Annotated in this window: 25 protein-coding genes, 1 pseudogene and 1 riboswitch; of the genes and pseudogenes, 18 read left to right on the top strand and 8 right to left on the bottom strand. The window is 65.0% G+C overall.

Annotation, left to right across the window (positions count from 1 at the left end; translation table 11 throughout):
- From SO156_RS11600 to SO156_RS11580, 5 genes and pseudogenes are all read left to right on the top strand, one after another.
- On the top strand, nt 1-863 hold an 863-nt coding region (locus SO156_RS11600; protein ID WP_498534871.1), incomplete at its 5' end, for a branched-chain amino acid aminotransferase.
- Between the two features lie 245 nt (nt 864-1,108).
- Entirely contained in the window at nt 1,109-1,639 is a 531-nt protein-coding gene (locus SO156_RS11595; protein ID WP_498534870.1) for a YegJ family protein, read from the top strand.
- Nucleotides 1,640-1,693: 54 nt separating this feature from the next.
- Nucleotides 1,694-3,038 (top strand): annotated as a pseudogene (gene hisS / locus SO156_RS11590) (histidine--tRNA ligase); the annotation flags it as partial.
- Nucleotides 3,039-3,271: 233 nt separating this feature from the next.
- Nucleotides 3,272-3,475: a tautomerase family protein gene (locus tag SO156_RS11585; RefSeq protein ID WP_057741976.1), complete on the top strand. Its 204-nt coding sequence runs from the start codon at nt 3,272-3,274 to the stop codon at nt 3,473-3,475.
- Nucleotides 3,476-3,651: 176 nt separating this feature from the next.
- Nucleotides 3,652-4,059, top strand: a complete 408-nt coding sequence (locus tag SO156_RS11580) for a thioesterase family protein (RefSeq protein ID WP_498534869.1) — start codon at nt 3,652-3,654, stop codon at nt 4,057-4,059.
- Between the two features lie 101 nt (nt 4,060-4,160).
- Here SO156_RS11580 and proC read toward each other — a convergent pair whose 3' ends face one another.
- Together proC and SO156_RS11570 are read right to left on the bottom strand one after the other, a co-directional pair.
- Nucleotides 4,161-4,988: a pyrroline-5-carboxylate reductase gene (gene proC, locus SO156_RS11575; protein WP_498534868.1), complete on the bottom strand. Its 828-nt coding sequence runs from the start codon at nt 4,986-4,988 to the stop codon at nt 4,161-4,163.
- A gap of 164 nt (nt 4,989-5,152) precedes the next feature.
- On the bottom strand, nt 5,153-5,653 hold the full coding sequence (locus tag SO156_RS11570) for a type III secretion system chaperone family protein (RefSeq protein WP_458148740.1): 501 nt from the start codon (nt 5,651-5,653) through the stop codon (nt 5,153-5,155).
- Between the two features lie 401 nt (nt 5,654-6,054).
- Nucleotides 6,055-6,205: riboswitch (FMN riboswitch) on the top strand.
- A gap of 77 nt (nt 6,206-6,282) precedes the next feature.
- On the opposite strand from SO156_RS11570, the gene SO156_RS11565 reads away from it, so the two are divergent.
- The 9 genes from SO156_RS11565 (at nt 6,283) to SO156_RS11525 (ending at nt 15,528) form a co-directional block, all read left to right on the top strand.
- Nucleotides 6,283-6,861 carry a 6,7-dimethyl-8-ribityllumazine synthase gene (locus SO156_RS11565; RefSeq protein WP_458148739.1) on the top strand — a complete coding sequence of 193 codons (579 nt, stop codon included), beginning with the start codon at nt 6,283-6,285 and terminating at the stop codon, nt 6,859-6,861.
- A gap of 101 nt (nt 6,862-6,962) precedes the next feature.
- A complete protein-coding gene (locus tag SO156_RS11560) occupies nt 6,963-8,168 on the top strand; it encodes an MHYT domain-containing protein (RefSeq protein WP_458148738.1) in 1,206 nt (401 codons plus the stop codon).
- A 171-nt stretch (nt 8,169-8,339) separates the two neighbouring features.
- Entirely contained in the window at nt 8,340-9,203 is an 864-nt protein-coding gene (locus SO156_RS11555; RefSeq protein WP_458148780.1) for an FAD binding domain-containing protein, read from the top strand.
- A gap of 11 nt (nt 9,204-9,214) precedes the next feature.
- Nucleotides 9,215-9,715, top strand: a complete 501-nt coding sequence (locus SO156_RS11550) for a 2Fe-2S iron-sulfur cluster-binding protein (RefSeq protein ID WP_498534867.1) — start codon at nt 9,215-9,217, stop codon at nt 9,713-9,715.
- Nucleotides 9,712-12,132, top strand: a complete 2,421-nt coding sequence (locus SO156_RS11545) for an aerobic carbon-monoxide dehydrogenase large subunit (RefSeq protein WP_498534866.1) — start codon at nt 9,712-9,714, stop codon at nt 12,130-12,132. Before SO156_RS11550 ends, SO156_RS11545 begins: the two co-directional genes overlap by 4 nt.
- Before the next feature lie 2 nt (nt 12,133-12,134).
- Nucleotides 12,135-13,001: an AAA family ATPase gene (locus SO156_RS11540; RefSeq protein ID WP_458148735.1), complete on the top strand. Its 867-nt coding sequence runs from the start codon at nt 12,135-12,137 to the stop codon at nt 12,999-13,001.
- Nucleotides 12,998-14,206, top strand: a complete 1,209-nt coding sequence (locus SO156_RS11535; protein WP_498534865.1) for a vWA domain-containing protein — start codon at nt 12,998-13,000, stop codon at nt 14,204-14,206. Before SO156_RS11540 ends, SO156_RS11535 begins: the two co-directional genes overlap by 4 nt.
- Nucleotides 14,207-14,219: 13 nt before the next feature.
- On the top strand, nt 14,220-15,116 hold the full coding sequence (locus tag SO156_RS11530; RefSeq protein ID WP_498534864.1) for an XdhC family protein: 897 nt from the start codon (nt 14,220-14,222) through the stop codon (nt 15,114-15,116).
- On the top strand, nt 15,076-15,528 hold the full coding sequence (locus SO156_RS11525; protein WP_458148732.1) for an SRPBCC family protein: 453 nt from the start codon (nt 15,076-15,078) through the stop codon (nt 15,526-15,528). Before SO156_RS11530 ends, SO156_RS11525 begins: the two co-directional genes overlap by 41 nt.
- A gap of 118 nt (nt 15,529-15,646) precedes the next feature.
- Here SO156_RS11525 and SO156_RS11520 read toward each other — a convergent pair whose 3' ends face one another.
- The 6 genes from SO156_RS11520 to SO156_RS11495 form a co-directional block, all read right to left on the bottom strand.
- Complete coding sequence (locus SO156_RS11520; protein ID WP_498534863.1) at nt 15,647-16,600, bottom strand: ribose-phosphate pyrophosphokinase; 954 nt, start codon at nt 16,598-16,600, stop codon at nt 15,647-15,649.
- A gap of 191 nt (nt 16,601-16,791) precedes the next feature.
- The gene (locus SO156_RS11515) at nt 16,792-17,397 is read right to left on the bottom strand and encodes a hypothetical protein (RefSeq protein ID WP_498534862.1); all 606 of its coding nucleotides are present in this window, start codon (nt 17,395-17,397) and stop codon (nt 16,792-16,794) included.
- 184 nt (nt 17,398-17,581) lie between these two features.
- A complete protein-coding gene (gene pgeF / locus SO156_RS11510) occupies nt 17,582-18,361 on the bottom strand; it encodes a peptidoglycan editing factor PgeF (protein WP_498534861.1) in 780 nt (259 codons plus the stop codon).
- The gene (locus SO156_RS11505; protein ID WP_498534860.1) at nt 18,358-19,479 is read right to left on the bottom strand and encodes a class I SAM-dependent methyltransferase; all 1,122 of its coding nucleotides are present in this window, start codon (nt 19,477-19,479) and stop codon (nt 18,358-18,360) included. The genes pgeF and SO156_RS11505 overlap by 4 nt, the downstream gene beginning before the upstream one ends.
- A gap of 21 nt (nt 19,480-19,500) precedes the next feature.
- Nucleotides 19,501-20,343: a prolipoprotein diacylglyceryl transferase gene (gene lgt / locus SO156_RS11500; protein WP_498534859.1), complete on the bottom strand. Its 843-nt coding sequence runs from the start codon at nt 20,341-20,343 to the stop codon at nt 19,501-19,503.
- A 12-nt stretch (nt 20,344-20,355) separates the two neighbouring features.
- Nucleotides 20,356-21,087: a dienelactone hydrolase family protein gene (locus SO156_RS11495; RefSeq protein ID WP_498534858.1), complete on the bottom strand. Its 732-nt coding sequence runs from the start codon at nt 21,085-21,087 to the stop codon at nt 20,356-20,358.
- 173 nt (nt 21,088-21,260) lie between these two features.
- Between SO156_RS11495 and SO156_RS11490 the strand changes: the two genes are divergently transcribed.
- From SO156_RS11490 to ychF, 4 genes are all read left to right on the top strand, one after another.
- Nucleotides 21,261-21,518, top strand: coding sequence for an accessory factor UbiK family protein (locus SO156_RS11490; protein WP_458148725.1), 258 nt, complete (start codon nt 21,261-21,263; stop codon nt 21,516-21,518).
- A gap of 255 nt (nt 21,519-21,773) precedes the next feature.
- A complete protein-coding gene (locus SO156_RS11485; RefSeq protein WP_458148724.1) occupies nt 21,774-22,499 on the top strand; it encodes a 50S ribosomal protein L25/general stress protein Ctc in 726 nt (241 codons plus the stop codon).
- A 60-nt stretch (nt 22,500-22,559) separates the two neighbouring features.
- A complete protein-coding gene (gene pth / locus SO156_RS11480; protein ID WP_458148723.1) occupies nt 22,560-23,171 on the top strand; it encodes an aminoacyl-tRNA hydrolase in 612 nt (203 codons plus the stop codon).
- A gap of 142 nt (nt 23,172-23,313) precedes the next feature.
- Entirely contained in the window at nt 23,314-24,411 is a 1,098-nt protein-coding gene (gene ychF, locus SO156_RS11475; RefSeq protein WP_498534857.1) for a redox-regulated ATPase YchF, read from the top strand.
- The last annotated feature ends 136 nt before the right edge of the window (nt 24,412-24,547 follow it).

The following is a 24,547-nucleotide window of genomic DNA, read 5'->3' as shown; positions in this document are numbered from 1 at the left end:
TCTTCGAGGGCCTCAAGGCCTACAAGCGCGACGACGGCGGCGTGAACCTGTTCCGCCCCGACGCCAATGCGCGGCGCTTCAAGAACTCGGCCGAGCGCATGGCAATGGCGCCGCTGCCCGAGGACGTCTTCATCGACGCGGTCGAGCAGCTCGTGCGGATCGACCGCGCCTGGATCCCGGGCGGCGAGGGCAGCCTTTACTTGCGGCCATTCATGATCGCCAACGAGGTCTTCCTCGGCGTGAAGCCGTCGGCGGAATACATCTTTGCCGTGATCGCTTCGCCGGTCGGCTCCTATTTCAAGGGCGGGCCTGCGCCCGTCTCGATCTGGGTGTCGGAGAACTACACGCGTGCCGCGGTCGGCGGCACCGGCGCCGTCAAGTGCGGCGGCAACTACGCCGCGAGCCTGCGCGCGCAGGCCGAAGCCATCGAGCATGGCTGCGACCAGGTCGTGTTCCTCGATGCGGTCGAGCGCCGCTATATCGAGGAGCTCGGCGGCATGAACATCTTCTTCGTGTTCGACGACGGCTCGCTGATCACCCCGCCGCTCGGCACCATTTTGCCGGGCATCACCCGCGACTCCATCATCGCGCTTGCCAGGGACGCCGGCACGGTGGTGCGCGAGGAGCCCTACGCGATCGACCAGTGGCGCAAGGATGCGGCCAGCGGCAAGCTGAAGGAGGCTTTCGCCTGCGGCACCGCCGCCGTCATCTCGCCGATCGGCAAGGTGTGCTCGGCGAGCGGCGACTTCCTCATCAGCGGTGGCGCCGCCGGCCCGGTCGCCATGGGGCTGCGCAAGCAGCTCGTCGACATCCAGTACGGCCGGACCAACGACCCGCACGACTGGATCCGAAAGGTCGTTTGAGTGGCGGCGGAATCTTTCCGCCGCTCTCCCACGTTTCGTTGGGGCTTCTGTTCCAGCAGCATTCTCCGTCATGCCCGGGCTCGTCCCGGGCATCCACGTCGTTAGCGTCGCCCGTGCAGAAGCGCGTGGATGGCCGGGACAAGCCCGGCCATGACGAGTCTTGCCTCACGTGCGGACCCTTATGAACGCACTCACGCGATCGCGCGACAAAGCCCGAGACATCGAGGCATTTGGACAGCGCGATCATGACTCCTACGCTCACTCAACCCCTGAAATGGGCAGTGCTCGCTGCCATCACCGGCATCTCGGTCTTCGGCATTCTGGCGATCGGCCCCGTGCCGGAGGTCGGGGCCCAGGACCGTTCGCCGGTCATCGACGTCCGCTCCAGCAATCCCGAGATGAACGTCGCGATCGCCCGTGCGCGCAATACGCTGCCGACGTTCTGGGCGTCCTACGATGCGCCAAAGCCGACGGAGACCGGGCATTCCCTGAAGGTGCGCTTCCCGACAGCGGGCCGCAACAGCGCCGAGCACATCTGGATGGACGACGTGAAGAAGCTTCCCAACGGCACCTATTCCGGACGGTTCGCCAACCGCCCGCGCGACCTGCCGGGCAAGCGGGAAGGCGACCTCGTCGAGTTCGCCGGCGCCGACATTTCGGACTGGATGTTCATGCGCAACGACAAGATCGTCGGCGGCGAGACCATCAAGCCGCTCCTCAAATCGATGCCGAAGGCCGACGCCGACGCGCTGCGGGCGCGGATGGAGCAGCCGTAGGCGGCGGGCACCGACCGGGTTGCCGCATGGCGCGTCGGCTGGTAAACGCCGCGCATGGCCGAAAAACCCAAAAAACCCCTGAAACTGAAGGCGCGCCTGCCGCGCGGGCTGGAGGATCGCGATCCTGCTGCGATCAAGGCCACGCGCCAGATGGTCGAGAAGATCCGCGCCGTCTACGAACTCTACGGATTCGAGCCGGTGGAAACGCCGGCCATGGAATATACCGACGCGCTCGGCAAGTTCCTGCCGGACCAGGACCGTCCGAACGAGGGCGTGTTCTCGTTCCAGGACGATGACGAGCAGTGGATCTCGTTGCGCTACGACCTGACCGCGCCGCTCGCGCGTTACGTCGCCGAGAATTTCGACACGCTGCCAAAGCCCTATCGCAGCTACCGCGCCGGCTACGTCTTCCGCAACGAGAAGCCCGGCCCCGGCCGTTTTCGCCAGTTCATGCAGTTCGACGCCGACACGGTCGGCTCGGCCACGCCGGCCGCCGACGCCGAGATCTGCATGATGGCCGCGGACACGATGGAAGCGCTCGGCATCGCGCGCGGCTCTTACGTGGTGAAGGTGAACAACCGGAAAGTTCTCGATGGCGTCCGCGATGCGCTCGGCATCGCCGACGACGCCCAGTGGCTAACCGTTATGCGCGCGATCGATAAGCTCGACAGGCTTGGTCTTGCCGGTGTGCGACAACTCCTCGGCGAGGGTCGCAGGGACGAGTCCGGCGACTTCACCAAGGGTGCGAGATTGAAAGAGGACGACATCGCGCTCGTCATCTCCGCGATCGAAGAGAACAACGCGCCGCTTGACACGCGACTTGCCGCGAGTGCCATCGGACAGCAGGGACGCGATGAGCTCGACCAGATCGGAAAGCTCGTGTCGGCTGCCGGCTATGGCGAGGATCGCATCAAGATCGACCCCTCCGTCGTCCGCGGCCTCGAATACTACACTGGCCCCGTCTACGAGGTTGAACTTCTGCTCGACACCAAGGACGAGAAGGGCCGCCCGGTTCGCTTCGGCTCGGTCGGCGGCGGTGGCCGTTATGACGGCCTCGTCTCGCGCTTTCGCGGTGAGCCTGTGCCGGCGACAGGTTTTTCGATCGGCGTGTCGCGGCTTCAGGCTGCTCTGACGCTGCTCGGCAAGCTCGACACGCGGTCCGAATTCGGGCCCGTCGTCGTCACCGTGTTCGATCGCGACCGCGTCGCGGACTATCAGAAAATGGTCAGCGTCTTGCGCGCCGCGGGGATCCGCGCCGAGCTCTATCTCGGCAACCCGAAGAGCATGGGCAACCAGCTCAAATATGCCGATCGCCGCAATTCGCCTTGCGTGATCATCCAGGGCTCCGATGAAAAAGCCCGCGGCGAGGTGCAGATCAAGGATCTGATCGAAGGCGCCAAGGCCGCGGCTGCGATCGCCTCCAACCAGGAATGGCGCGAGACGCGCCCGGCGCAGTTCTCGTGCAGCGAGGCTGACCTCGAAGCGAAGGTGCGCGAGGTGCTCGCGCGCCATGACGTGAGCTGGGGTTAGCTATTCGCGAGAGCTGTCATGCCCGGGCTTGTCCCGGGCATCTGCGTCCTGTTTGATGGGGTCATCGTGATTGGCCCGTCCGGCCGCAAGGGAGAGAACAAGATGCCTGAGATCACCGTCAGCATGGCCGAAGGCCGCACCGACGAACAGAAGGCCGGCATGATGCGCGACATCACGCAGGCGCTGGTGAAGAATCTCGGCGTCGACGCGGAAGCCGTCGTCATCCAGATCAACGAAGCTCCGCTTCGCCACAAGATGAAGGGCGGCAAGACTTTTGTGGAGCGCGCGGCTGCCGCGAAGAAGTAGTCTTCGCTCGAGCGGCAAACACAGCCGTCGTCCTGGCGAACGCCAGGACCCATAACCACAGGGAGTGGCTGTGGGCGTAAGCTGTTAATCGGCAGCCTTCGCAAAACTTGATCCTGTGGTTATGGGTCCCGGATCTGCGCTTTGCTTGTCCGGGACGACATCGTGTGTGAGGCACCATGGACGCACGCGAGTTCATCGAGATCGGTATGAGCGCGGAGCGCACGCTCGTGGTGCCGCCGGAGCGCACGGTCGGGCATTTCGTGTCCGGTATGCCGATGGTCTATGCGACCCCGATGATGATCTTGGAGATGGAGATGACCGCGGGCGATGCGATCCGCTCTGCGCTTCAGCCGGGCTGGGTCACGGTCGGCACTGAGGTCGACATCCGCCATCTCGCGGCAAGCCTCGTCGGCGCGACGGTGCGGACCACTGCGAAGGTGATCGCGGTCGAGCGCCGCGTGATCCGCTTCGAGGTCGAGGCGTTCGAGGGCGCGCGCAAGCTCGGCGAAGGCCGCCATGCCCGCGGCCTCGTCAATGTCGAGACTTTCAATAAGCGGCTCGGCGCGTCAGAGAAGAACGCGTAAGGCGGCGATGCTGTAGGGTGGGCAAAGGCGCTCTTGCATCTCTCCACGTGTGCGACAGAAAGGGTGGGCACGCTTCGCTTTGCCCACCCTACGGCATCGAGTTATTTGGCAAGTTCTTTCGACCGACGCGTCGCCGCCGCAATCGCGCGGATCATCAGCTCGCGCAGACCAGGCTCGCCCATCAACACTTCGAGCGCCGCGGCGGTGGTGCCACCGGGCGAGGTGACGTTCTGGCGCAGCATGCTCGATGCGAGCTCCGAGCGGTGCAGAAGCTCGCCGGCCCCTGACACGGTCTCGCGCGCGAGCTTGGTAGCGAGCGCTTCCGGCAGGCCGGCCGCGACGCCGGCGCGCGCGAGCTCTTCGGCGAGCAGGAAGACGTAAGCAGGGCCCGAGCCGGAGACGGCGGTGACCGCATCCATCAGGCCTTCATCCTCGACCCATTCGACCGAGCCGGTGGCGCGGAGCAGCGCGTCGGCGACTGTGCGCTGCTTGTTGCTGACATTGTTTGCAGCTACGGCAACCGTGATGCCACGGCCGATCGCGGCAGGCGTGTTGGGCATCGCGCGCACGACGGCGCCGCCGCAAACCTCTTGCAGCGAGGCGATCGTGGTTCCCGCCATGATCGAGACCACCGAGGTGTCTGCGGACACATAGGGCTTCAGCTTGGCGCCGGCCTCGCGGAAGGATTGCGGCTTGACCGCGACGACGAGCGTCTCGACGCTTCCGGCGCTCGTCACATCCGGATTGAGCGCAATGCCCTTCGCAGCGAGCGCGCTGATCTCCGGCGACAGATGCGGCTCGATCACCGCGACGCGGCGCGGATCGAGGCCTTGCGCCAGCCACCCGGTCAGCATCGCGCCGCCCATCCTGCCTGCGCCGGCGAGGAGAATGGTGCCGGTGATCTCTTTCAAGGCGCTGTTGTTTGCCATCGCTATTGCCACTCACTCAGCGTCGTCCCGGCGAAAGCCGGGACCCATTACCCCGAGTGGTTCTAGTGGATGGAGGGCAGAGCAACAAGCGTCGTGCAATACGGTGAAATCACGCGGTATGGATCCTGGCTTTCGCCAGGACGACCTTGGGGAGGCGGTGTGCGTTACGCCTCGCCCGCCGTGTCGAACATCGCGGCGTCCATCGCCTCGCTGGTCGATTTGCCGGCCCACACCACGAATTGGAACGCTGGGAAATAGCGCTCGCAGGCGTGGATGGCGCCGGCGAGCATGGCCTCGCATTGCGCGGTCGATGCGGTCAGCCCCCCCGGCAGCATCAGCGCCTGGCGGTGCATGATCATGCCAGTGTGGGTCCACAGATCGAAGTGCCCGACCCACAATTGCTCGTTGATGGCGGCGACCAGCCGCTGCACTTCCGGACGGCGCGCAAGCGGAATCTTCATGTCGAATGCGCAGGCCAGATGCAGCGCCTCGATCTCGCTCATCCAGGTGAAGGAGAGCTGATAGTCGGTCCACTGCCCCTTCGAGACGATGGTGATCTCGTCGTCGCCGGAACGTTCGAACGCCCAGTTGTTACTAGCGGCGATGTCCTCCACCACCGAGAGCGGGTGGCTGCGGGAATCGATATTGCTTTCGAGCAGGGACATGCCGTCTCGACCTCTTGCCTTATTGTTGTCTTGATACGCACGCGGTTGGCCCGGCGCGCGCTCCCTTAACGTCGCTAGCGGCGATCCCCTCGGATCGCGCGGGCCTGTCGGGGATCAACTGATGTGATTTGCGGAATCTGCGCAACTCCGTCGCGAGTCCGTCCACAAGGTCCGACAGGCTCGTCCACAGCTCATCTCGGCCACAATTATTAATTTGAGAACAAATCGGAATCGGATTGAGCGACCGGCGCGCCAATCGTTAATGCAGTCCCAAAATTCCGTTCCACGAGGCGCCGGACCGCCCCGGCGGCATGGGACCATGCGGTTTGGCGATGCCGAAGGCGCTTGCTGCGGCCGCCCGCCGGCGTCATATTTCATCCAGGTCGTTCATTCCGAACGGCCGATGTTCTCAGGGCGGGGTGAAAGTCCCCACCGGCGGTAAGGGCCGAAAGGTCCAAGCCCGCGAGCGCCTTCTTCCGCGAGGAGGAAGGGTCAGCAGATTCGGTGCGACTCCGAAGCCGACGGTTAAAGTCCGGATGAAAGAGAACGGTCGGTGGCGGTCCGCATCGCGACGATGCGGCCGTTTGTCGTTCCGTATGCCCTGATTCTGGTCCTTAAGAAGGAAAGCCATGAATCAGATGTTGCAAGATCCGCAAGTCGAAGCGTCCCAGCTTCAACCATCCCAGGAAACCCAACCTCCGCCGGTTCCACCCGAGCCGTTGGTGCGTGAGCATCCCCGCTTCGCAAAGCCGCAACGGGTCGCCTTCGTCGAAGCCTGCTGGCATCACGATGTCGTGCAGGAGGCGCGCTTTGCCTTCCTGAAGGAGGCGGAGGCGCGGCACCTCACCCATGTCGACGTGTTCCAGGTGCCGGGCTCGTTCGAGATCCCGCTGCACGCGCAGATTCTCGCCAAGACGCGGCGCTACACCGCGATCGTTGCGGCCGGCCTCGTCGTCGACGGCGGCATCTACCGCCACGAGTTCGTCTCCGATACCGTGATCAAGGCGCTGATGGACGTGCAACTGCGTACTGAGGTGCCGGTGTTCTCCGCCGTGCTGACGCCGCAGCAATTCCACGAGACCGAGGTGCACTACGACTTCTTCCGCAAGCACTTTGCGATCAAGGGCGTGGAGGTTGCCGAGGCCTGCGCCAACACGCTGCACGGCCTGGAGCGGCTACGCGGCCAGGTCGCGGCGGGGATCGTATAACCTTCGTCTCACACGCCGCTGATTGTCATTCCCGCTGCCGCGTTGATAAACTCGGCGGCGGGAGGAGACCGGGCCGTGGAGACGGGCCGGCCGGCAAGATCATGTTCGAAGGACACGATCCCTATCTCGTCGCGCTTTCCGTCGCGATCGCGAGCCTGGGCGGATATACCGGCTTTGCGCTTGCGGCGCGCATCCGCAACACGCCGGGCGTCAGCAACCGCGTGCTGCTGGCGGGCGCGGCGGCATTTCTGGCCGTCGGCATCTGGACCATGCATTTCGTCGGCATGCTGGCGGCGCCGCTGCCGCCGGACACCGTCTATCTCGTCCTGCCCACCATCATCTCGTTCCTGATCTGCGCGCTGGTGGTCGGCATCTCCCTGTTCTTCGTCTCGATCGGCGAGCCCTCGCTGAAGCGGGTGATGTCTTCGGCCGTGCTGCTCGGCGTCGGCATCAGCAGCATGCATTATGTGGGCATCCACGGCCTTTCCGGGCCGTTCACAATCGCGCATGACGAACCAATCGTGCTGCTCTCGGTCGTGGTGGCGATTGGTACCGCCTATGGCGGCTTGCGCGCCTTCCTCGCGCAGCAGGAAGGCTTTCGCCTGATCGTGAGCGCGATCGCCTTCGGCGTCGCAGTGTCCGGGATGCATTACACCGCCATGCACGGCATGCATTTCATGCCGCTCACAGGTGAAGCGCATCAGCATCTCGGCGGCAGCCTTGCGGCGTCGCAACAAATCCTCTCCATCGTGGTGGCAGTGCTTTGCTTCGTGATCGCCGCCGGCTTCCTGCTCTCACTGGTGCCGGATCCGCGCCGGCAGACCCTGGTGCCGGCGATGGCCGGCGATCCCACTGCGCCGGCAGTCGCGTTCCCGGCCGAGCCAGCTTCTGTTGCAGCGCCACTGCGGCCGGTGTCGGCGCCGCTCGGCGGCGTCGGCCAGCCGCCGCGCGCGGCACCCGTCCCCCGCCTGCCGGTCGAAGGCGCCGACGGCACGCATTTCATCGATACCGCCAATGTCCGCAGTGTCCGCGCCGACGCCCACTATACACGGGTGCATGACGGCACCCGCGAGCGCATGTGCCCGTGGTCGATCTCGGAGGCCGAGGCGCAGCTCGATCCCAGCCTGTTTCTTCGGGTGCACCGCAGCCACATCGTCTGCATTCCCCATGTCGCCCTCGTCCGCAGGGAGGGCGACGGCGCCGTGCTCGAGCTCGACGGTCCGTCCCCACACCGCGTGCCCGTGAGTCGCGCCAAAATCGCCGAGGTGAAAGCGAGGTTGGGGCTGGCGACGCGGCGACACGCGTAGACCCGAGCCGCGAGGAAGGGTCGCGCAAGCTGACGCAATTCGTGCGTTTTAGTCCGCATTTCGTGCGAAATCCCCCTCTTTGTGCCCCAACCATTGCGGCTCGCTCCGCTCAGGAAGACGGTCCGGCCCAACGTCCGCGCCAGCGTGCGCAAGGACGATTGGGAGGAGACGATGATCCCGGGCGCATTCAGCTATCACCGGCCGGCAAGCGTTGCCGACGCCGTCAAACTGCTATCCGACCTTGGCGAGGACGCACGGCCGCTGGCCGGCGGGCACAGCCTGGTGCCGATGATGAAGCTTCGGCTGGCGAGCCCCGCTCATCTGGTCGACCTCCACGGCATCGCCGGTCTCAAAGGCATCCGCCGCGACGGCGATAGCCTCGTCATCGGCGCGATGACCACCCAGCATGATCTGCTCGCCTCCGAGGAGACCGCAAGATCAGTGCCGATCCTCCATGAAGCTGCGCTTTTGATCGCCGATCCGCAGGTGCGCTACCGCGGCACGGTCGGCGGCAATGTCGCCAATGGCGATCCCGGCAACGACATGCCGGCGCTGATGCTCACACTGGGCGCGACCTATCGCCTCGAAGGCGCGAACGGCACCCGCGAGGTCAAGGCGGCCGATTTCTACCAGGGCGCCTATTTCACCGCGCTCGAGCCCGGCGAGATCCTCACCGCTGTTTCGGTCCCAGTGCCCGCCGCGGGCCACGGCTACGCCTACGAAAAACTCAAGCGCAAGGTCGGCGATTACGCGACCGCGGCCGCAGCCGTCGTGCTCACCATGGCGGGCGGCAAGGTCGCGAGCTGCGCGATCGGGCTCACCAATGTCCACGAGACGCCGCTGCTCGCCACTGACGCGGCAAACGCGGTGATCGGCACGAGCCTCGATATGGCTGCGTTGAAGAACGCGGCCGCTGCGGCGGAAGCAATCATGTCGCCGGCGGCGGACGCCCGCGGGCCGGTCGAATATCGCAAGCATGTCGGCGGCATCATGGTCGTGCGGGCGCTGCAACGCGCCGCCGGCCGCGCGCGTTAGGAGAGGGACAAATGGCAAAAACACATGTGACCATGAAGGTGAACGGCGCCGAGGTCGAAGGCCTCGTCGAACCGCGGACGCTGCTCGTGCATTTCATCCGCGAGAACCTCGGGATGACAGGCACCCATATCGGCTGCGAGACCACCCACTGCGGCGCCTGCACCGTCGATATCGACGGCATGTCGGTGAAGTCCTGCACCATGTTCGCAGTGCAGGCCCATGGCAGCGACATCATGACCGTCGAAGGCATGGCCAATGCCGACGGCTCGCTGTCGGCGTTGCAGGAAGGCTTTCGCATGATGCACGGCCTGCAATGCGGCTTCTGTACGCCTGGGATGATCATGCGGGCGCACCGCCTGCTGAAGGAGAATCCCTCGCCATCCGAAGAGGAAATCCGGATCGGCATCTCCGGCAACATCTGCCGCTGCACCGGCTACCAGAACATCGTCAGGGCGATTCAATACGCCGCCGCCAAGCTCAACGGCATCGAATTCAAGGAGGCCGCGGAATGAACGACTTAACTCCCACGCGGGAACAACGCACGGCCGCACTCGAAGGCATGGGCTGCAAGCGCAAGCGCGTCGAGGACATCCGCTTCACCCAAGGCAAGGGCAACTACGTCGACGACGTCAAGCTGCCGGGCATGCTGCACGGCGATTTCGTCCGCTCGCCGCACGCGCATGCGCGCGTCAAGAAAATCGACGACAGCGAAGCACTGAAGGTCCCCGGCGTGCTCGCGGTGATCACCGCCGAGACGCTGAAGACGGTTAACCTCGCCTGGATGCCAACGCTTGCCGGCGACGTGCAGATGGTTTTGGCCGACGGCAAGGTGCTGTTCCAGAACCAGGAGGTCGCCTTCGTGGTCGCGACCGACCGCTATGCCGCCGACGACGGCGTCAACAAGGTGGTCGTCGAGTATGAGCAGCTCACCCCGCTGGTCGATCCCTTCAAGTCGATGGCGCCGGACGCGCCTGTGCTGCGCGAGGACCTCGCCGGCAAGACCACAGGCGCCCACGGCCCGCGCAAGCACCACAACCACATCTTCGAATGGACCGTCGGCGACAAGGATCTGACCGACGCGGCCTTCAGGAAGGCCGAGGTGACGATCAAGGAGATGATCTCCTATCACCGCACCCATCCGTCGCCACTCGAGACCTGCCAGTGCGTCTGCTCCTTCGACAAGATCAAGGGCGAGCTGACGATATGGGGTACCTTCCAGGCGCCCCATGTGATCCGCACCGTGGTGTCGCTGATCGCGAAATTGCCGGAACAAAAGATCCACGTGATCTCGCCCGATATCGGCGGCGGCTTCGGCAACAAGGTCGGCGCCTATCCCGGCTACATCTGCGCAGCCGTCGCCTCCATCGTCACCGGCAAGCCGGTGAAATGGGTCGAGGACCGCATCGAGAACCTGACCGCGACCTCGTTCGCGCGTGACTATCACATGACCACTGAAATTGCCGCGACCAGGGATGGAAAGGTCACCGGCCTGCGCGTCCACGTGCTCGCCGATCACGGCGCGTTCGACGCCTGCGCCGATCCGTCGAAATGGCCGGCCGGCTTCTTCAACATCGTCACCGGCTCCTACGACTTCCCGACAGCGCATCTCGCCGTCGATGGCGTCTACACCAACAAGGCGCCGGGCGGCGTCGCCTACCGCTGCTCGTTCCGCGTCACGGAGGCTGCGTACTGCATCGAGCGCGCCATGGACATCCTGGCGCAGAAGCTCGGCATTGATCCAGCCGAGTTGCGACTGAAGAACTTCATCAAGCCGGAGCAGTTTCCGTATCACTCGGCCTTGGGTTGGGAGTACGATTCCGGCGACTACCACACCGCGATGCGCAAGATGATGGAGACGACCGGCTACGCTGCGCTCCGGAAGGAGCAGGCAGACAAGCGCGCGGCGTTTGCGCGCGGCGAGACCCGCGAGATCATGGGCTTGGGGGTCTCCTTCTTCACCGAGATCGTCGGTGCCGGCCCGTCGAAGAATTGCGACATCCTAGGCATCGCCATGTTCGATTCCTGCGAGATCCGCATGCATCCGACCGGTGCCGGCATCGCGCGCATGGGGACGAAGAGTCAGGGCCAGGGGCACGAGACCACCTGGGCCCAGATCATCGCGACCGAGATCGGCATTCCCGCCGACAACATCCAGGTCGAGGAGGGCAATACCGACACCGCGCCTTACGGGCTCGGCACCTACGGCTCGCGCTCGACGCCCGTGGCCGGCGCCGCGATCGCGATGGCTGCCCGAAAAATCAAGGCCAAGGCGCAGATGATCGCGGCCTACAAGCTCGAGGTCCACGAGGACGACCTCGAATGGGACATCGATGGCTTCCGGGTGAAGGGCCTGCCGGAGAGGTTCATGTCGATGAAGGATATCTGCTGGGCGGCATACAACTCGGTGCCGCCAGGCATGGAGCCGGGGCTCGAGGCGGTCTCCTACTACGATCCGCCCAACATGACCTATCCGTTCGGCGCCTATCTCTGCGTAATGGATATCGATGTCGATACCGGCGTGTACAAGGTCCGGCGCTTCTATGCGCTCGATGACTGCGGCACCCGCATCAACCCGATGATCATCGAGGGCCAGGTGCATGGCGGCCTCACCGAGGCCTTCGCGATCGCGATGGGGCAGGAGATCCGCTACGACGACACCGGCAACGTCGTCACCGGCTCGTTCATGGACTTCTTCATGCCGACCGCAGTCGAGACACCGCATTGGGAGACCGACTTCACCGTGACCCCGTCGCCGCATCATCCGATCGGTGCCAAGGGCGTCGGCGAGAGCCCGAACGTCGGCGGTGTGCCGGCCTTCTCCAACGCCGTCAACGACGCGTTCGCGTTTCTGGGGGCGACGCACATCCAGATGCCGCACGACTACTGGCGCAACTGGAAGGCGGCGAAACAGCTTGGAGCGGTCGCGTAGCGATGAAAGGCCGTGACGAGATCGCGCAGGCGCTGGCTGCGTCGGGCTACATCGCCGACACGGAGCTCGCGACCGCGATCTCGCTGATGCAATTGTTGCGGCGTCCGCTGCTGCTGGAAGGCGAGGCGGGCGTCGGCAAGACGGAAGTGGCGAAGGCGCTTGCCAAAGTGCATGCGACCGAGCTGATCCGCCTGCAATGCTATGAGGGTCTCGATCAGTCCTCCGCGCTCTATGAGTGGAACTACCAGCGCCAATTGCTGGCGATCCAGGCGCATCGCGGCACTGATAGCATCGAGGACCAGATCTTCTCGGAAAAGTACCTCCTGGAGCGACCACTGCTGGCCGCGATCCGCCGCGCGCAACCGCCGGTGCTGCTGATCGACGAGATCGACCGTGCCGACGACGAGTTCGAGGCGTTCTTGCTCGAGCTGCTCTCCGACTTCCAGGTTTCGATCCCCGAGCTCGGCACCATCCCGGCGACCACCATCCCGCAGGTGGTGCTGACCTCGAACGCCACGCGCGAGCTCTCCGATGCGTTGCGCCGGCGCTGCCTCTATCACTATGTTGATTATCCCGACGTCGATCGCGAGACCCGCATCATCCTGGCGCGGATCGCGGGCGCAAGCCCCTCCATGTCGCTCCAGATCGCACGCATGGTCGAAGGCGTCCGCAAGGAGGAATTGCGGAAGGTGCCTGGTGTCGCGGAGACGCTGGACTGGGCGGCAGCGCTTGTCGGCCTCGACATAAGCGATCTCCACGATGCGCCCGAGACCGTGCATGAGACGCTGATCTGCCTGTTGAAGACGCATGAGGACCGCGCGCGTTTCACGCGCGAGGTGACGGAACGCCTGCTCGGGAGAGTCGCATGAGCTGCTGCGGCGCGAGCCCTGAATTCGAGGACCTCAACGAGGTCTCCCGCCTCGTCTCCACGCGGCTTGCCGCCTTCCTGCGTACGCTGCGCGACGCCGGATTCCGCGTCGGGCTCGCAGAGGGGCAGGACGCGGCGGCGCTGATGTCGGTGGGGTATGCTGCGCGTCCGGGCCTCTTGCGTTCAGCGTTCAAGCATCTGTTCTCGGCGCGCAAGTCCGACTGGGACAAATTCGACGGTTTGTTCGACGCGTTCTGGCTTGGCAAGCGCGTGCGTTCGCGCTCGCGGATAATCGGCGCGGCGCAAGGCGCGAGCAGCCCGTCACTCAAGACCCTGCAGGATACGACGACGGAACAGGGCGGCGATCAGCCGCTGACCGACCAGATCCCGTCATCCGACGATGCGCCGGATGGGCTCGGCGGCGAGGGACGGATGGAAGGCGCCTCGCGTGCGGAGAACCTTGCCGAAGTCGACTTCCGCAAGCTCAGCGATCCCGACCAGATCGCGCAGGCACATGAGGCCGCGGCGCAGCTCGCAAAAGTGATGCGCACCCGGCTGACACGGCGTGATCTTGCACGGCGGCGCGGCCACAGGCTCGATCTTCGCCGCACCATCCACCGCAACATCAGCCATGGCGGCGTGCCAATCAGCCTGGTGAAGCGGCAGCGCAAGAACAAGCCGCTGCGGCTGATCGTGCTGCTTGATGCGTCGGGCTCGATGAGCGCCTACACATCCGTATTCCTACGCTTCATCCACGGTGTGCTCGACGAATTCCACGAGGCCGAGGCGTTTCTGTTCCACACGCGGCTTGCCTATGTCTCCGATGCGTTGAAGGAGAAGGACGCCGGCCGCGCGCTCGACCGCCTCTCGATCATGGCGCAGGGTGCAGGCGGCGGCACGAAGATCGGCGAGAGCCTGCAAAGCTTCAACCGCTGGCACGCGCAGCGCGTGATCCATTCGCGCAGTTGCGTGATGATCGTATCCGACGGCTACGAGACCGGCGATGCGGTATTGCTCGGACGCGAAATGGCAGCGTTGTCGCGGCGTTGCCGGCGCATCGTCTGGCTCAATCCGATGATGGCGTGGGATGGCTACGCGCCGGAGGCGAGGGGCATCAAGGCCGCGCTGCCCCATGTCGATCTCTACGCGCCCGCCAACACGCTGCAAAGCCTGTGCGCGCTCGAACCCTATCTGGCGAAGCTCTGACGGAGGCACCCAAATGATCAGTAAAGCGACAGCGAATGTCGAGGTGCTCGATCTCGTCGCGCAGATGAAGGCCGCCGAGCGTGCCTTCGTGCTCGCGACCGTGGTGCGCACCGTGTCGGTCACGGCGGCGAAAGCCGGCGCAAAGGCGATCATCGCGGCCGACGGCCGCATCGTCGCTGGCTGGATCGGCGGCGGCTGCGCCCGTGGCGCGGTGCTGATGGCGGCGCGCGAGGCGCTCGCCGATGGCGTGCCGCGGATGGTCTCGGTGCAGCCGGAGAATCTGCTCGCCGAGCTCGGCGTCAGTCCGGGCGAGAGCCGTGACGGTATCCGCTTTGCCAGCAACATGTGCCCGAGCAAGGGCACCATGGACATCTTCGTCGAGCCGGTGCTGCCGCATCCCTCGCTCGTCGTGCTCGGCGCGAGCCCGGTGGCGCTGTCGCTCGCGGCGCAGGCGCGCACGCTCGGCTTTCACGTGACGCTGGCAGCGCCGTCGGCCGATCTCGCCTCGCAGCCCGACGCCGACACGCTTATCGACGGCTACCGGTTGAGCGAATTGACCGAGGCAAAACGCTTCGTCGTGGTCTCGACGCAAGGCAAGGGCGACGAGGTCGCGCTGCGGGCGGCGGTCGCTGTTGAGGCCGCCTATCACGCCTTCGTCGGCAGCCGCCGCAAGACGGCGGCACTGCGCTCAAAACTGATCGCGGAAGGCGTCGACGCCGCTGCGATCGATCGCGTCAAGGCGCCGGCCGGGCTCGATCTCGGCGCCATCACACCGGAGGAGATCGCGATGTCGATCCTCGCCGAGATCACGCAGGTGCGCCGCCGCGGCCAGCGCGCCGCCGCTGTTGAAGACAAGGAGAGGACCGACCATGCAGATGACCGACAGCCAGCGCATTCCCGCATCCCGTGACAAGGTCTGGGCTGCGCTCAACGATCCCGATGTGCTGAAGCAGTGCATCCCCGGCTGTCAGTCGCTCGAGGTCACCGGCCCGAACGAAATGACCGCCACCGTCGTCTTCAGGGTCGGCCCGGTGAAGGCAACCTTCGGCGGCAAGGTGACGCTGTCCGATCTTCGGCCGCCAAACAGCTATCGCATTTCGGGTGAAGGCTCCGGCGGCGTCGCCGGCTTCGCCAAAGGCGGCGCCGTAGTGCGGCTGGAATCGGACGGCGCCGACAGCACCGTGCTCCATTATGATGTCGACGCCCAGATCGGCGGCAAGCTCGCCCAACTCGGGGCGCGGCTGATCAACTCGACCGCCACGAAGCTCGCCGGCGAGTTCTTCGCGTCTTTTGCCGGGGTGGTGGCTGCGGAGGCGGGTTAGCGTAGGGTGGGCAAAGCGAAAGCGCGCCCACCGCTTTCGCGGCAACAAAAAAGGTGGGCACGGCGCTTCGCGCCTTTGCCCACCCTACAAAGCCCGCCCAAGGGTGCAGAGGTGAAAATCAGTCGAACAGGCTCGACACCGATTCTTCCGCCGCCGTGCGCGCGATCGCATCCGAAATCAGGCTTGCGATCGGCAATGTGCGGATGTTCGGCGACTTGATCACCGCATCAGTCGGCAGGATCGAGTCGGTGATCACCAGTTCTTTCAGCTTCGAGGAGGCGATGCGCGCGGCCGCGCCGCCGGAGAGAACGCCGTGGGTGATATAAGCGTAGACGTCCTTGGCGCCCTTGGCGATCAGCGCATCGGCTGCGTTCACCAGCGTGCCGCCAGAATCGACGATGTCGTCCACGAGAATGCAGGTGTAGCCGGCAACATCGCCGATGACGTTCATGACCTCGGACTCGCCGGGACGCTCGCGCCGCTTGTCGACGATAGCGAGCGGGGTGTTGATGCGCTTGGCGAGCCCGCGCGCACGCGCCACGCCGCCGACGTCGGGCGAGATCACCATGACCTTGGAGAGGTCGAACTTCTCCTTGATGTCGCGCACCATCAGGGGGGCGGCGTAGAGGTTATCGGCCGGGATGTCGAAGAAGCCCTGGATCTGGGTAGCATGCAGATCGAGCGTCATGACGCGGTCGACGCCGGCCTGGGTGAGCAGATTCGCGACCAGCTTGGCCGAGATCGGCGTGCGGGAGCCGGATTTGCGATCCTGCCGCGCATAGCCGAAATAGGGGATAACCGCCGTGATGCGACGCGCCGACGAGCGGCGCAGTGCATCGGTAATGATCAGGAGCTCCATCAGATGGTCGTTCGCGGGGAACGAGGTCGATTGGATGACGAAGGCGTCCGAGCCGCGGACGTTCTCCTGGATCTCGACAAAGATCTCCATGTCGGCGAAGCGTCGTACCACCGCTTTCGTCAACGGCACATGCAGGCCTTGCGCGATCGCTTGCGCGAGCGCCGGATTGGAATTGCCGGCAACCAGCTTGATTGAGCCGTTTTTGGCCGACATGGTCGCTTCCTCCCGCGCCTTGCTGGACACGACGTTCAACATTTCGGATACCCATGGAGCACGGTTTCGACGGGCGAGCAAATATCAGGCCCGAGGCCGCACTGGCAACCCGGGGTGCTACGTTTTCCCTGCGAAAATCCTGAGTCGGGCCAACGGTTTGGCCGGGTATTGGGGCCGTGGTTTAGCGCTGGTTATCGCTCGGCGTAGCCGAGCGCCGCGGCGGGCATATCCGGTGCGGGCGGGCCCGGCAGCACGCTCGCCACCGCAGGTCCCCGCAAGGCGGGAGAATCCGCCGGCGTTCCGTTGATCATATTGGAAAGTCCGCTGAATCCGGCCTGCGCGATCTTCCGCAGCACCAGGTCGTCGGCGGCCGACCAGGGGTCGCGACCGGCCTTGCTGCCGGGTTCCTCACCGGACAGGCGCAGCGCACGCTGCTGGTTGGCGTCATAGACGTCCCAGACCCAGGCTATCATGGTCTTGCCGCGGACGACCTGAGCCGAGAGATAGCTGCGTACGCGGTAGGCAGCGGTGCCCTCGCGCGAGACCACCGTCAGGCTGCGAAGTTTCGATTCGCTGTCGAGCACGCCGACCATGCGATCGAACACCTGCGGCGGCGGCCCGTCGATGGATTCAAAGGCTACCGTGGTCCCGCTGCCGCCGCTCGGCGGCGCCATCGCATAGGAGTTGCTCGCCGCCCCGCCGCCGGCGCAGCCGCCAAGCGCGCACGATGCCGCCAGCAACATAGCCGCCAGCACGCGCGTGCCTGCGCGGCGCAAGAATGATGACGCTTCCCTCATTATGGAGGGCAGCGATATCGTTAAAATGCATTAACGTCTAGGGCGGGGGAGCCACACTCCCAAATGCAGTCATTCCGGGGCTCGCGTAGCGAGAGCCCGGAATCTGGAGGTTGTGGCGCGAGATTCCGGGTTCGGCTCTTCGAGCCGCCCCGGAATGACGGAAATCACAGTGTTGCCGTTGTGTTCACGCTTCGAGCGCGATCGCATGGATGTGCCGGCCGTAGTCCGGCTCCTTGCGGTGCACCGAGCGGCGATAGCTGAAGAAGCGCTCGTCGGCATAGGTGTCGAGGCCGAGATCGTCGATCATCAGGATGCCGGCGGCTTCCAGCCGCATGCGGATGAAGCCTGCGAGATCGAACATCGCGTGGCCCTCGCGCACGGAGGGAATGAAAAACACCGCGTTGTCCGCGTCCGCCTCGATGAAGCGCGCGACGAACTCGTTGCCGACTTCATAGCTCTCCTGGCGGATCAGGGGGCCGACCGCAGCGATGATGCGGCCGCGTTCGGCACCGAGCTTTTCCATCGCATCGATGGTCGATTCCAGCACGCCCGTCAGCGCGCCCTTCCAGCCGGCATGCGCGCCGCCGATCACCCGCGCGTTCGGGTCGACGAACAGCACCGGCCCGCAATCCGCTGTGGAGACGCCGAGCGCGAGGCCAGGCGTGCGCGTGACTATCGCATCGCCTTTCGGCCGCGGACCGCTCGGCCAGGCGCCGTCGGTGACGAGCACGTCGGGCGAGTGGACCTGGTGCAGGCTGATGAAATGCTCGGGCCGAACACCGACATGCTCGGCCATGCGGCGGCGGTTCTCCGCGACAAGGGCTGGGTCGTCATTGGAGCCGAGCCCGCCATTGAGCGCGGCATAGATGCCGCTGGAGACGCCGCCCTCGCGGGTGAAGAAGGCGTGGCGCAGGCCGGGCACGGCCGAGAGCAGCGAGGAGCCAAGGGTCGTGCCAAGCGTCATGATGCGTCGTCACCTTCCTCAACATGGTCGCTCAGGGCCGCGAGCGAGGTGAGTCGCGGTTCGGAGATGGCGAGCACCTTGAACATCGAGCCCATGCCGCCGCGGCCCGTATCGGTCAATCGCTTCAGCGCTGCGGCGATGTCGGTTGCGACATCCGGCGTTGCCTTCTGCATCAAGGCGGCGGCGCGAGTGTCGACGCCGAGGCGCTTCAAGAACTCGCCCTGCGTCACGGGGCCATGGACGCGAGCGCCTACGCCCTCGGCGGCGCGCGACAGCGCCTGGAAGTCGACATGGGCGGTGACGTCGGCCTGGCCTGGCGCCTTCAGGGGATCGGCAAAGGTGTGGCGTGCGATCGCCTGAAAGGTATCGCCGGCATCGCTGCGCAAGTGGCCATAGTCGATGATCAGCGCCGCTCCGTCCTGGTCGCGCACGCGGCTTGCCAGCTTCATGATCTCGGCATCGGGCCGCCATTCGAACACCGCGCCAGCGGGCGCCACCCGCACCAAAGGCGGCAGCAGCACGTCGAAGCGCGGTGTCGGATCAGCGGCGGCGCCGAACTGAAGCTTGCCGTTCGCATCAATATCGACGACGCGCTCGTGCCAGCCGTTTTCGCGCTTCACCATCTGGTGGATCGGCAGTACGTCGAAATATTCGTTGGCGAGAATGATCGCAGGGCCTTCGGGCACGTCGTCGATCGAGTCGTGCCAGGTGATGTTGCGTACGCTCGACAACGTCGCCTTCTGCCGCTCGCGCAGCACCGGATTGACCTCGACCATGTGGACCTGGAGCGCCTGGTAGAGCGGCGGAAGCACCCGCAGCGCGCGTAGCGCGTCCGCCATCATGGTGCCGCGGCCGGGCCCGAGCTCGATCAGTCGCAACAGCTGCGGCGAGCCCATCTGCTTCCACACCGATGCCGTCCATAGCCCCAGAAGCTCACCGAACATCTGGCTGACTTCCGGCGCGGTGGTGAAGTCGCCTTCGCGCCCGAGCGGATCGCGTGAGATGTAGTAGCCGTGACGCGGATGCATCAGGCACAGCTCCATGTACCTCCACACCGGCATCGGGCCGGAGGATTTGATCAGCGACTTGATCTCGTTCAGCAGCGGCGAGTCGGTCACAGCCTGTCTTCTCGAAATGAATTAACGAATGGCTTGAAGCGGTCTGGGCGCACCGCGTCGCACCGCAAATACAATAAGTATGGCGCCGACGATAAGCATGGGGATCGACAACAGCATGCCCATGGTTAACCCGCCCCACAAAAATCCGAGCTGCGCGTCCGGCTCGCGAAAATGCTCGCCGATGATCCGGGTGAGGCCGTAGATCAGGATGAAGCTGCCGAGGATCATCCCGGGCCGCTTCAAGGCACCGAGGCGGATCATCACCGCGAGCACGGTGAACAGCAAAATGCCTTCCATGCCGGCTTCATAGAGCTGGCTCGGGTGGCGCGGCACGTTGCCGCCGGTCGGAAAGATCATCGCCCAGGGCAGGCTGGGATCGGCGGCGCGGCCCCATAGCTCGCCATTGATGAAATTGGCGAGGCGCCCCAGGAACAGGCCGATCGGCCCCACGGCGGTCGTGATGTCGCCGAGCGACAGGATCGAGATTTCGTTCCGGCGAGCAAACCACATCACCGCGACGACGCAGCCTAAGAAGCCGCCATGGAAGGACATGCCGCCTTCCCACAATTTGAGGATCGCGGAGGGGTGCTCGATGAAGAAGGGCAGGTTGTAGAACAGCACATAGCCGGTACGGCCGCCCAGGATGATGCCGAGCGTAACCCAGAGGATGAAATCGTCGAGCTGGACCAGCGAGATCGGCGCCGGCCCGCTCCACAGCCTGTCGGTCTTGACCAGCGCGCGGGCGTAGATCCAGCCGATTACGATCCCGCCGATATAGGCGAGCGCATACCAGCGGATGGCGAACGGCCCGATCGCAATCGCGATCGGGTCGAAGGAGGGAAAGTTGATCAGAAGAAGCGGCATCGTGCCCAGGTTCTAGACAAGATTGCGGCGATAGAGCGCCAGCAGACGCTCCCAGTGCCGCTCGGCGGCGTCGCGGTGATAGACCGGGCGCTTGGGGAAGGCGAAGCCGTGATGGGTGCCCGGATAGATCTCGACCTCGGCCTTGGCGGCGTGCATGCCCTCCTTCACTTTGTCGATGATCTCCTGCGGCGCGTAGACGTCGGTCTCGGCGCAGGCGAAGTAGAGCTCGGCTTTGGTCTTGCTCGCCGCGAGATGCGGGCTGTTGGATTCGTCCGTCGCCAGATGTGTGCCGTAGATCGAGGCCGCGGCCTTCACACGTTCGGCAAAATGCGTGGCGGCATTGATGGCGTAACGGCCGCTCATGCAATAGCCGACGGTCCCGACCAGCGTGGTGTTGGCGGCCGCCTGACCCTCGGCATAGGCGAGCAGCGCGTGCGTGTCATCCATGATCAGGGGGATGTTGATCGAGTTCATCAGCTCGTACATGCGCTTGCGTTCCGGCGCATTCGGGTCTGGCGGCACCGGCCCGATCTCCATCACGCCGGAGCGGTAGTAGAGGTTGGGCAGCATCACGTAGTAGCCAGACGTCGCCAGCCTGCGCGCCATGTCGCGCAGCTCCTCGCGGATCGCCGGCGCATCCATGTAGAAGATGATGACCGGAAACGGGCCGCCGCGCTCGGGATGGGTGATGAAGGTGGTGGTCGAGCCGTCCTTGGTCGGGATCTCGATCTGCTGGTCGATCATGGTCTCGCGCTTCGCTTTGTGATTCTTGTTATGCCCAGCCAATCAGTACGATGGCAAGGAAACCAGGGCATGACAAGGACGGCTCAGGCGCTCATCCGGCCCTTGATCGGCGGGGTCCGGATTGCCATTGTCTTCCCAGGCTTCAGTTCGCGCAAAGGCATCCGGAGATCGCCATGACACAGACCACCAACCGGTTTTTCGACGAGATCGGACGCCTCATGAATGACGCCGCCGGTGCCGCCCAGGGCGTCAAGCGCGAGTTCGACACGGTGATGCGCACCCAGGCCGAGAAATTCCTGCGCGACATGGACCTCGTGAAGCGCGAAGAGTTCGAGGCGGTCAAGGACATGGCGCGCCTCGCCCGCGAGGAGAACGAGGCCCTGAAAAACCGGATCGCGGCGCTGGAGGCCAAGCTCGGCGGAACACCCTGAAAGCTGCATTCAAGTAGCCCGGATGGAGCGTAGCGCAATCCGGGACTAGTTCCGTCCACACCGACCCCGGATTTCGCTGCGCTCCGTCCGGGCTACCGGAGCCCGGACGGCCGCCCATTCTCCTTGTCATTTCCGCAGCTTCCGGCTAAAAGCCCGCCACGTCCGCGGCCCCCGCACCCCTGGAGGCTTGCTGCGGCGAAAACCATGGGCCGCCTTGCGGCCCATTAACTTTTGCAAAAACAAGGACTTAACGTTATGGCGACCGTCAAGGAATTGAAGGCGACCGCACGTCCGAAGAGCGGCAAGGGGGCCGCCCGGGCTGAGCGTCGCGCCGGGAGAGTGCCCGGAGTGATCTATGGTAACAACCAGCCCCCGCTCCCGATCTCGGTTGACGATCGCGAACTGCGCCAGCGCATCCTCGCCGGCCGGTTCCTGACCACGCTTGTGGACATCGACCTCGAAGGCAAGAAGCACCGCGTGATTCCGCGCGACTTCCACCTCGACCCGGTCAAGGATTTCCCGATCCATGTCGACTTCATGCGTCTCGGCGAAGGCGCCACCATCCGCATCAGCGTCCCGCTGCATGTCGTGAAGGCGGAAGGCTCGCCCGGCGTGAAGCGCGGCGGCACCGTCAACATCGTCGCTCACGCGATCGAGCTTGAGTGCGGTGTCGAGAACATCCCGCAGTACATCGAGGCCGACGTCGGCTCGCTCGAGATCGGTCACTCCCTGCATCTGTCCGATGTCAAGCTGCCGACCGGCGTGAAGGCGCTGACGCGTGAGGACGCAACCCTCGTCACTATCGTGCCGCCCTCCGGCTACGCCGAAGAGCAGAAGGCGGCGGCTGCGGCTGCGGCCGGTGCTGCGGCTCCGGGTGCTGCGGCTGCGGCGGCGCCAGCGGCTGGCGCGGCAGCTCCGGCAGCGGGTGCTGCTCCGGCAGCGGCTGCCAAGGCTCCCGCCGGCGGCGACAAGAAGAAGTAATCTCTCAAGGCGCTGGCGCGCGGCTTCTGACCGCGCGCCAGGCGAGGGGCGCGCCGCGTCATGCGACTCTTTGTTGGGCTCGGCAATCCCGGCGCGAGATATGCACGCAACCGGCACAATATCGGCTTCATGGTCGTCGACGAGATTGCGCGGCGTCATGGTTTCGCACCGTGGCGCCGTAGATTTCAGGGCGAGACCTCCGAAGGTACGCTAGGGACCGAGCGCGTCATCCTGCTCAAGCCCACGACCTACATGAACGAGTCGGGCCGCAGCGTTCAGGAAGCCTCCAGCTTCTTCAAGATTGCACCTGGCGACGTCACCGTGTTTCAGGACGAGCTTGAGCTGCCGCCGGGCAAGGTGCGGGTGAAGATCGGAGGCGGCATCGCCGGCCACAACGGTCTGCGTTCGATTTCGGCGCATATCGGCAACGAGTATCGCCGGGTGCGGCTCGGCATCGGTCATCCCGGCGTCAAGGCGATGGTCCACAGCTATGTGCTGGCGGACTTCGCCAAGGCCGACGACGAGTGGGTGAGGACGTTGTGTGACGCGGTCGCCGAGCACGCCGCGCTGCTCGCCAAGGGCGCGGACGCGACCTTCGCCAACAAGGTGCATCTCGCCATGCAGGCGAAGGGATTTTTGACCAAGGACGACAACGGAGAGAAGCAGGGTTAGCTTGCTCTGCCTCCTCCGTCATGCCCGGACAGAAGCGCGTCTTCGCGCTAGATGTCCCGGGCATCCACGATCTTCGTTCCGCGCGTTAAGGCGTGGATGGCCGGGTCAAGCCCGGCCATGACGACTACGGATAGAGGGCACGATGGGATTCAAATGCGGGATTGTCGGGTTGCCCAATGTCGGCAAGTCGACCTTGTTCAATGCGCTGACGGAGACCGCTGCGGCGCAAGCGGCGAACTATCCGTTCTGCACCATCGAGCCGAATGTCGGCGAGGTCGCGGTGCCGGATCCGCGGCTCGACAAGCTGTCGGCGATCGCGAAATCCGCGCAAATCATCCCGACGCGCCTGACCTTCGTCGATATCGCTGGCCTCGTGCGCGGCGCTTCCAAGGGCGAAGGCCTCGGCAACCAGTTCTTGGCCAACATCCGCGAGGTCGATGCGATCGCGCACGTCGTGCGCTGCTTTGAAGATTCCGACATTACCCATGTCGAGGGCAAGATCGCGCCGCTTGCCGACATCGAGACCATCGAGACCGAGCTGATGCTCGCCGACCTCGACAGCCTCGAGAAGCGCGTCGACAACCTCACCAAGAAAGCCAAGGGCAACGACAAGGACGCCAAGGAGCAGCTCGACCTCGTCAACCGCACGCTGGTGCTGCTGCGCGACGGCAAGCCCGCGCGCCTCGTCGAGCGCAAGGCGGAGGAAGAACGCGCCTTCTCGATGCTCGGTCTCTTGTCGTCGAAGCCCGTGCTCTATGTCTGCAACGTCGAGGAAGGCTCGGCCGCCACCGGCAACGCCTTCTCCAAGGCAGTCGAAGAGCAGGCCGCGAAGGAGGGCGCCGTCGCCGTCGCCATCTCCGCCAAGATCGAGTCCGAGATCGCGACGCTGTCGCGCGAGGAGCGTGTCGACTTCCTGGAGACGCTGGGCCTCGAAGAGGCCGGCCTCGATCGCCTGATCCGCGCCGGTTATACCCTGCTCGACCTCATCACCTATTTCACGGTGGGACCGAAGGAGGCGCGCGCCTGGACCATCCATCGCGGCACCAAGGCGCCCGCGGCCGCCGGCGTCATTCACACCGATTTCGAGAAGGGTTTCATCCGCGCCGAGACCATCGCCTATGACGACTACGTTGCGCTGGGCGGCGAAGCCGGCGCTCGCGATGCCGGCAAGCTGCGCCTCGAAGGCAAGGATTACACCGTTGCCGACGGCGACGTGATGCATTTCAGGTTTAATACGTAACGAGCTGTCGTGCCCCGGACGCAGCGCTTTTGCGCTGCGCTGCAGAGCCGGGGCCCAGATTCCTCTATTGTGGATGCATGGGTCCCGGCTCTGCGTCGCGTCATTTTATGCCGCGCCGCGTCCGGGACACGAGAGG

The sequence above is a fragment of the Bradyrhizobium sp. UFLA05-125 genome, assembly GCF_059803515.1.
The sequence above is the reverse complement of the archived record's forward strand: the minus strand, read 5'-3'. Positions and strand labels throughout refer to the sequence as shown.

Bases quoted from the DNA above. Each gene is read 5' to 3' on its own strand.
- SO156_RS11585 (WP_057741976.1), top strand. From the start codon at position 3,272: ATGCCTGAGATCACCGTCAGCATGGCCGAAGGCCGCACCGACGAACAG.
- SO156_RS11490 (WP_458148725.1), top strand. From the start codon at position 21,261: ATGACACAGACCACCAACCGGTTTTTCGACGAGATCGGACGCCTCATG.
- SO156_RS11535 (WP_498534865.1), top strand. From the start codon at position 12,998: ATGAGCTGCTGCGGCGCGAGCCCTGAATTCGAGGACCTCAACGAGGTC.
- SO156_RS11580 (WP_498534869.1), top strand. From the start codon at position 3,652: ATGGACGCACGCGAGTTCATCGAGATCGGTATGAGCGCGGAGCGCACG.
- SO156_RS11525 (WP_458148732.1), top strand. From the start codon at position 15,076: ATGCAGATGACCGACAGCCAGCGCATTCCCGCATCCCGTGACAAGGTC.
- SO156_RS11545 (WP_498534866.1), top strand. From the start codon at position 9,712: ATGAACGACTTAACTCCCACGCGGGAACAACGCACGGCCGCACTCGAA.
- ychF (WP_498534857.1), top strand. From the start codon at position 23,314: ATGGGATTCAAATGCGGGATTGTCGGGTTGCCCAATGTCGGCAAGTCG.
- pth (WP_458148723.1), top strand. From the start codon at position 22,560: ATGCGACTCTTTGTTGGGCTCGGCAATCCCGGCGCGAGATATGCACGC.
- SO156_RS11515 (WP_498534862.1), bottom strand. From the start codon at position 17,397: ATGAGGGAAGCGTCATCATTCTTGCGCCGCGCAGGCACGCGCGTGCTG.
- pgeF (WP_498534861.1), bottom strand. From the start codon at position 18,361: ATGACGCTTGGCACGACCCTTGGCTCCTCGCTGCTCTCGGCCGTGCCC.
- proC (WP_498534868.1), bottom strand. From the start codon at position 4,988: ATGGCAAACAACAGCGCCTTGAAAGAGATCACCGGCACCATTCTCCTC.
- SO156_RS11540 (WP_458148735.1), top strand. From the start codon at position 12,135: ATGAAAGGCCGTGACGAGATCGCGCAGGCGCTGGCTGCGTCGGGCTAC.
- SO156_RS11570 (WP_458148740.1), bottom strand. From the start codon at position 5,653: ATGTCCCTGCTCGAAAGCAATATCGATTCCCGCAGCCACCCGCTCTCG.
- SO156_RS11495 (WP_498534858.1), bottom strand. From the start codon at position 21,087: ATGATCGACCAGCAGATCGAGATCCCGACCAAGGACGGCTCGACCACC.
- SO156_RS11550 (WP_498534867.1), top strand. From the start codon at position 9,215: ATGGCAAAAACACATGTGACCATGAAGGTGAACGGCGCCGAGGTCGAA.
- SO156_RS11520 (WP_498534863.1), bottom strand. From the start codon at position 16,600: ATGTCGGCCAAAAACGGCTCAATCAAGCTGGTTGCCGGCAATTCCAAT.
- lgt (WP_498534859.1), bottom strand. From the start codon at position 20,343: ATGCCGCTTCTTCTGATCAACTTTCCCTCCTTCGACCCGATCGCGATT.
- SO156_RS11555 (WP_458148780.1), top strand. From the start codon at position 8,340: ATGATCCCGGGCGCATTCAGCTATCACCGGCCGGCAAGCGTTGCCGAC.
- SO156_RS11595 (WP_498534870.1), top strand. From the start codon at position 1,109: ATGACTCCTACGCTCACTCAACCCCTGAAATGGGCAGTGCTCGCTGCC.
- SO156_RS11560 (WP_458148738.1), top strand. From the start codon at position 6,963: ATGTTCGAAGGACACGATCCCTATCTCGTCGCGCTTTCCGTCGCGATC.
- SO156_RS11565 (WP_458148739.1), top strand. From the start codon at position 6,283: ATGAATCAGATGTTGCAAGATCCGCAAGTCGAAGCGTCCCAGCTTCAA.
- SO156_RS11485 (WP_458148724.1), top strand. From the start codon at position 21,774: ATGGCGACCGTCAAGGAATTGAAGGCGACCGCACGTCCGAAGAGCGGC.
- SO156_RS11530 (WP_498534864.1), top strand. From the start codon at position 14,220: ATGATCAGTAAAGCGACAGCGAATGTCGAGGTGCTCGATCTCGTCGCG.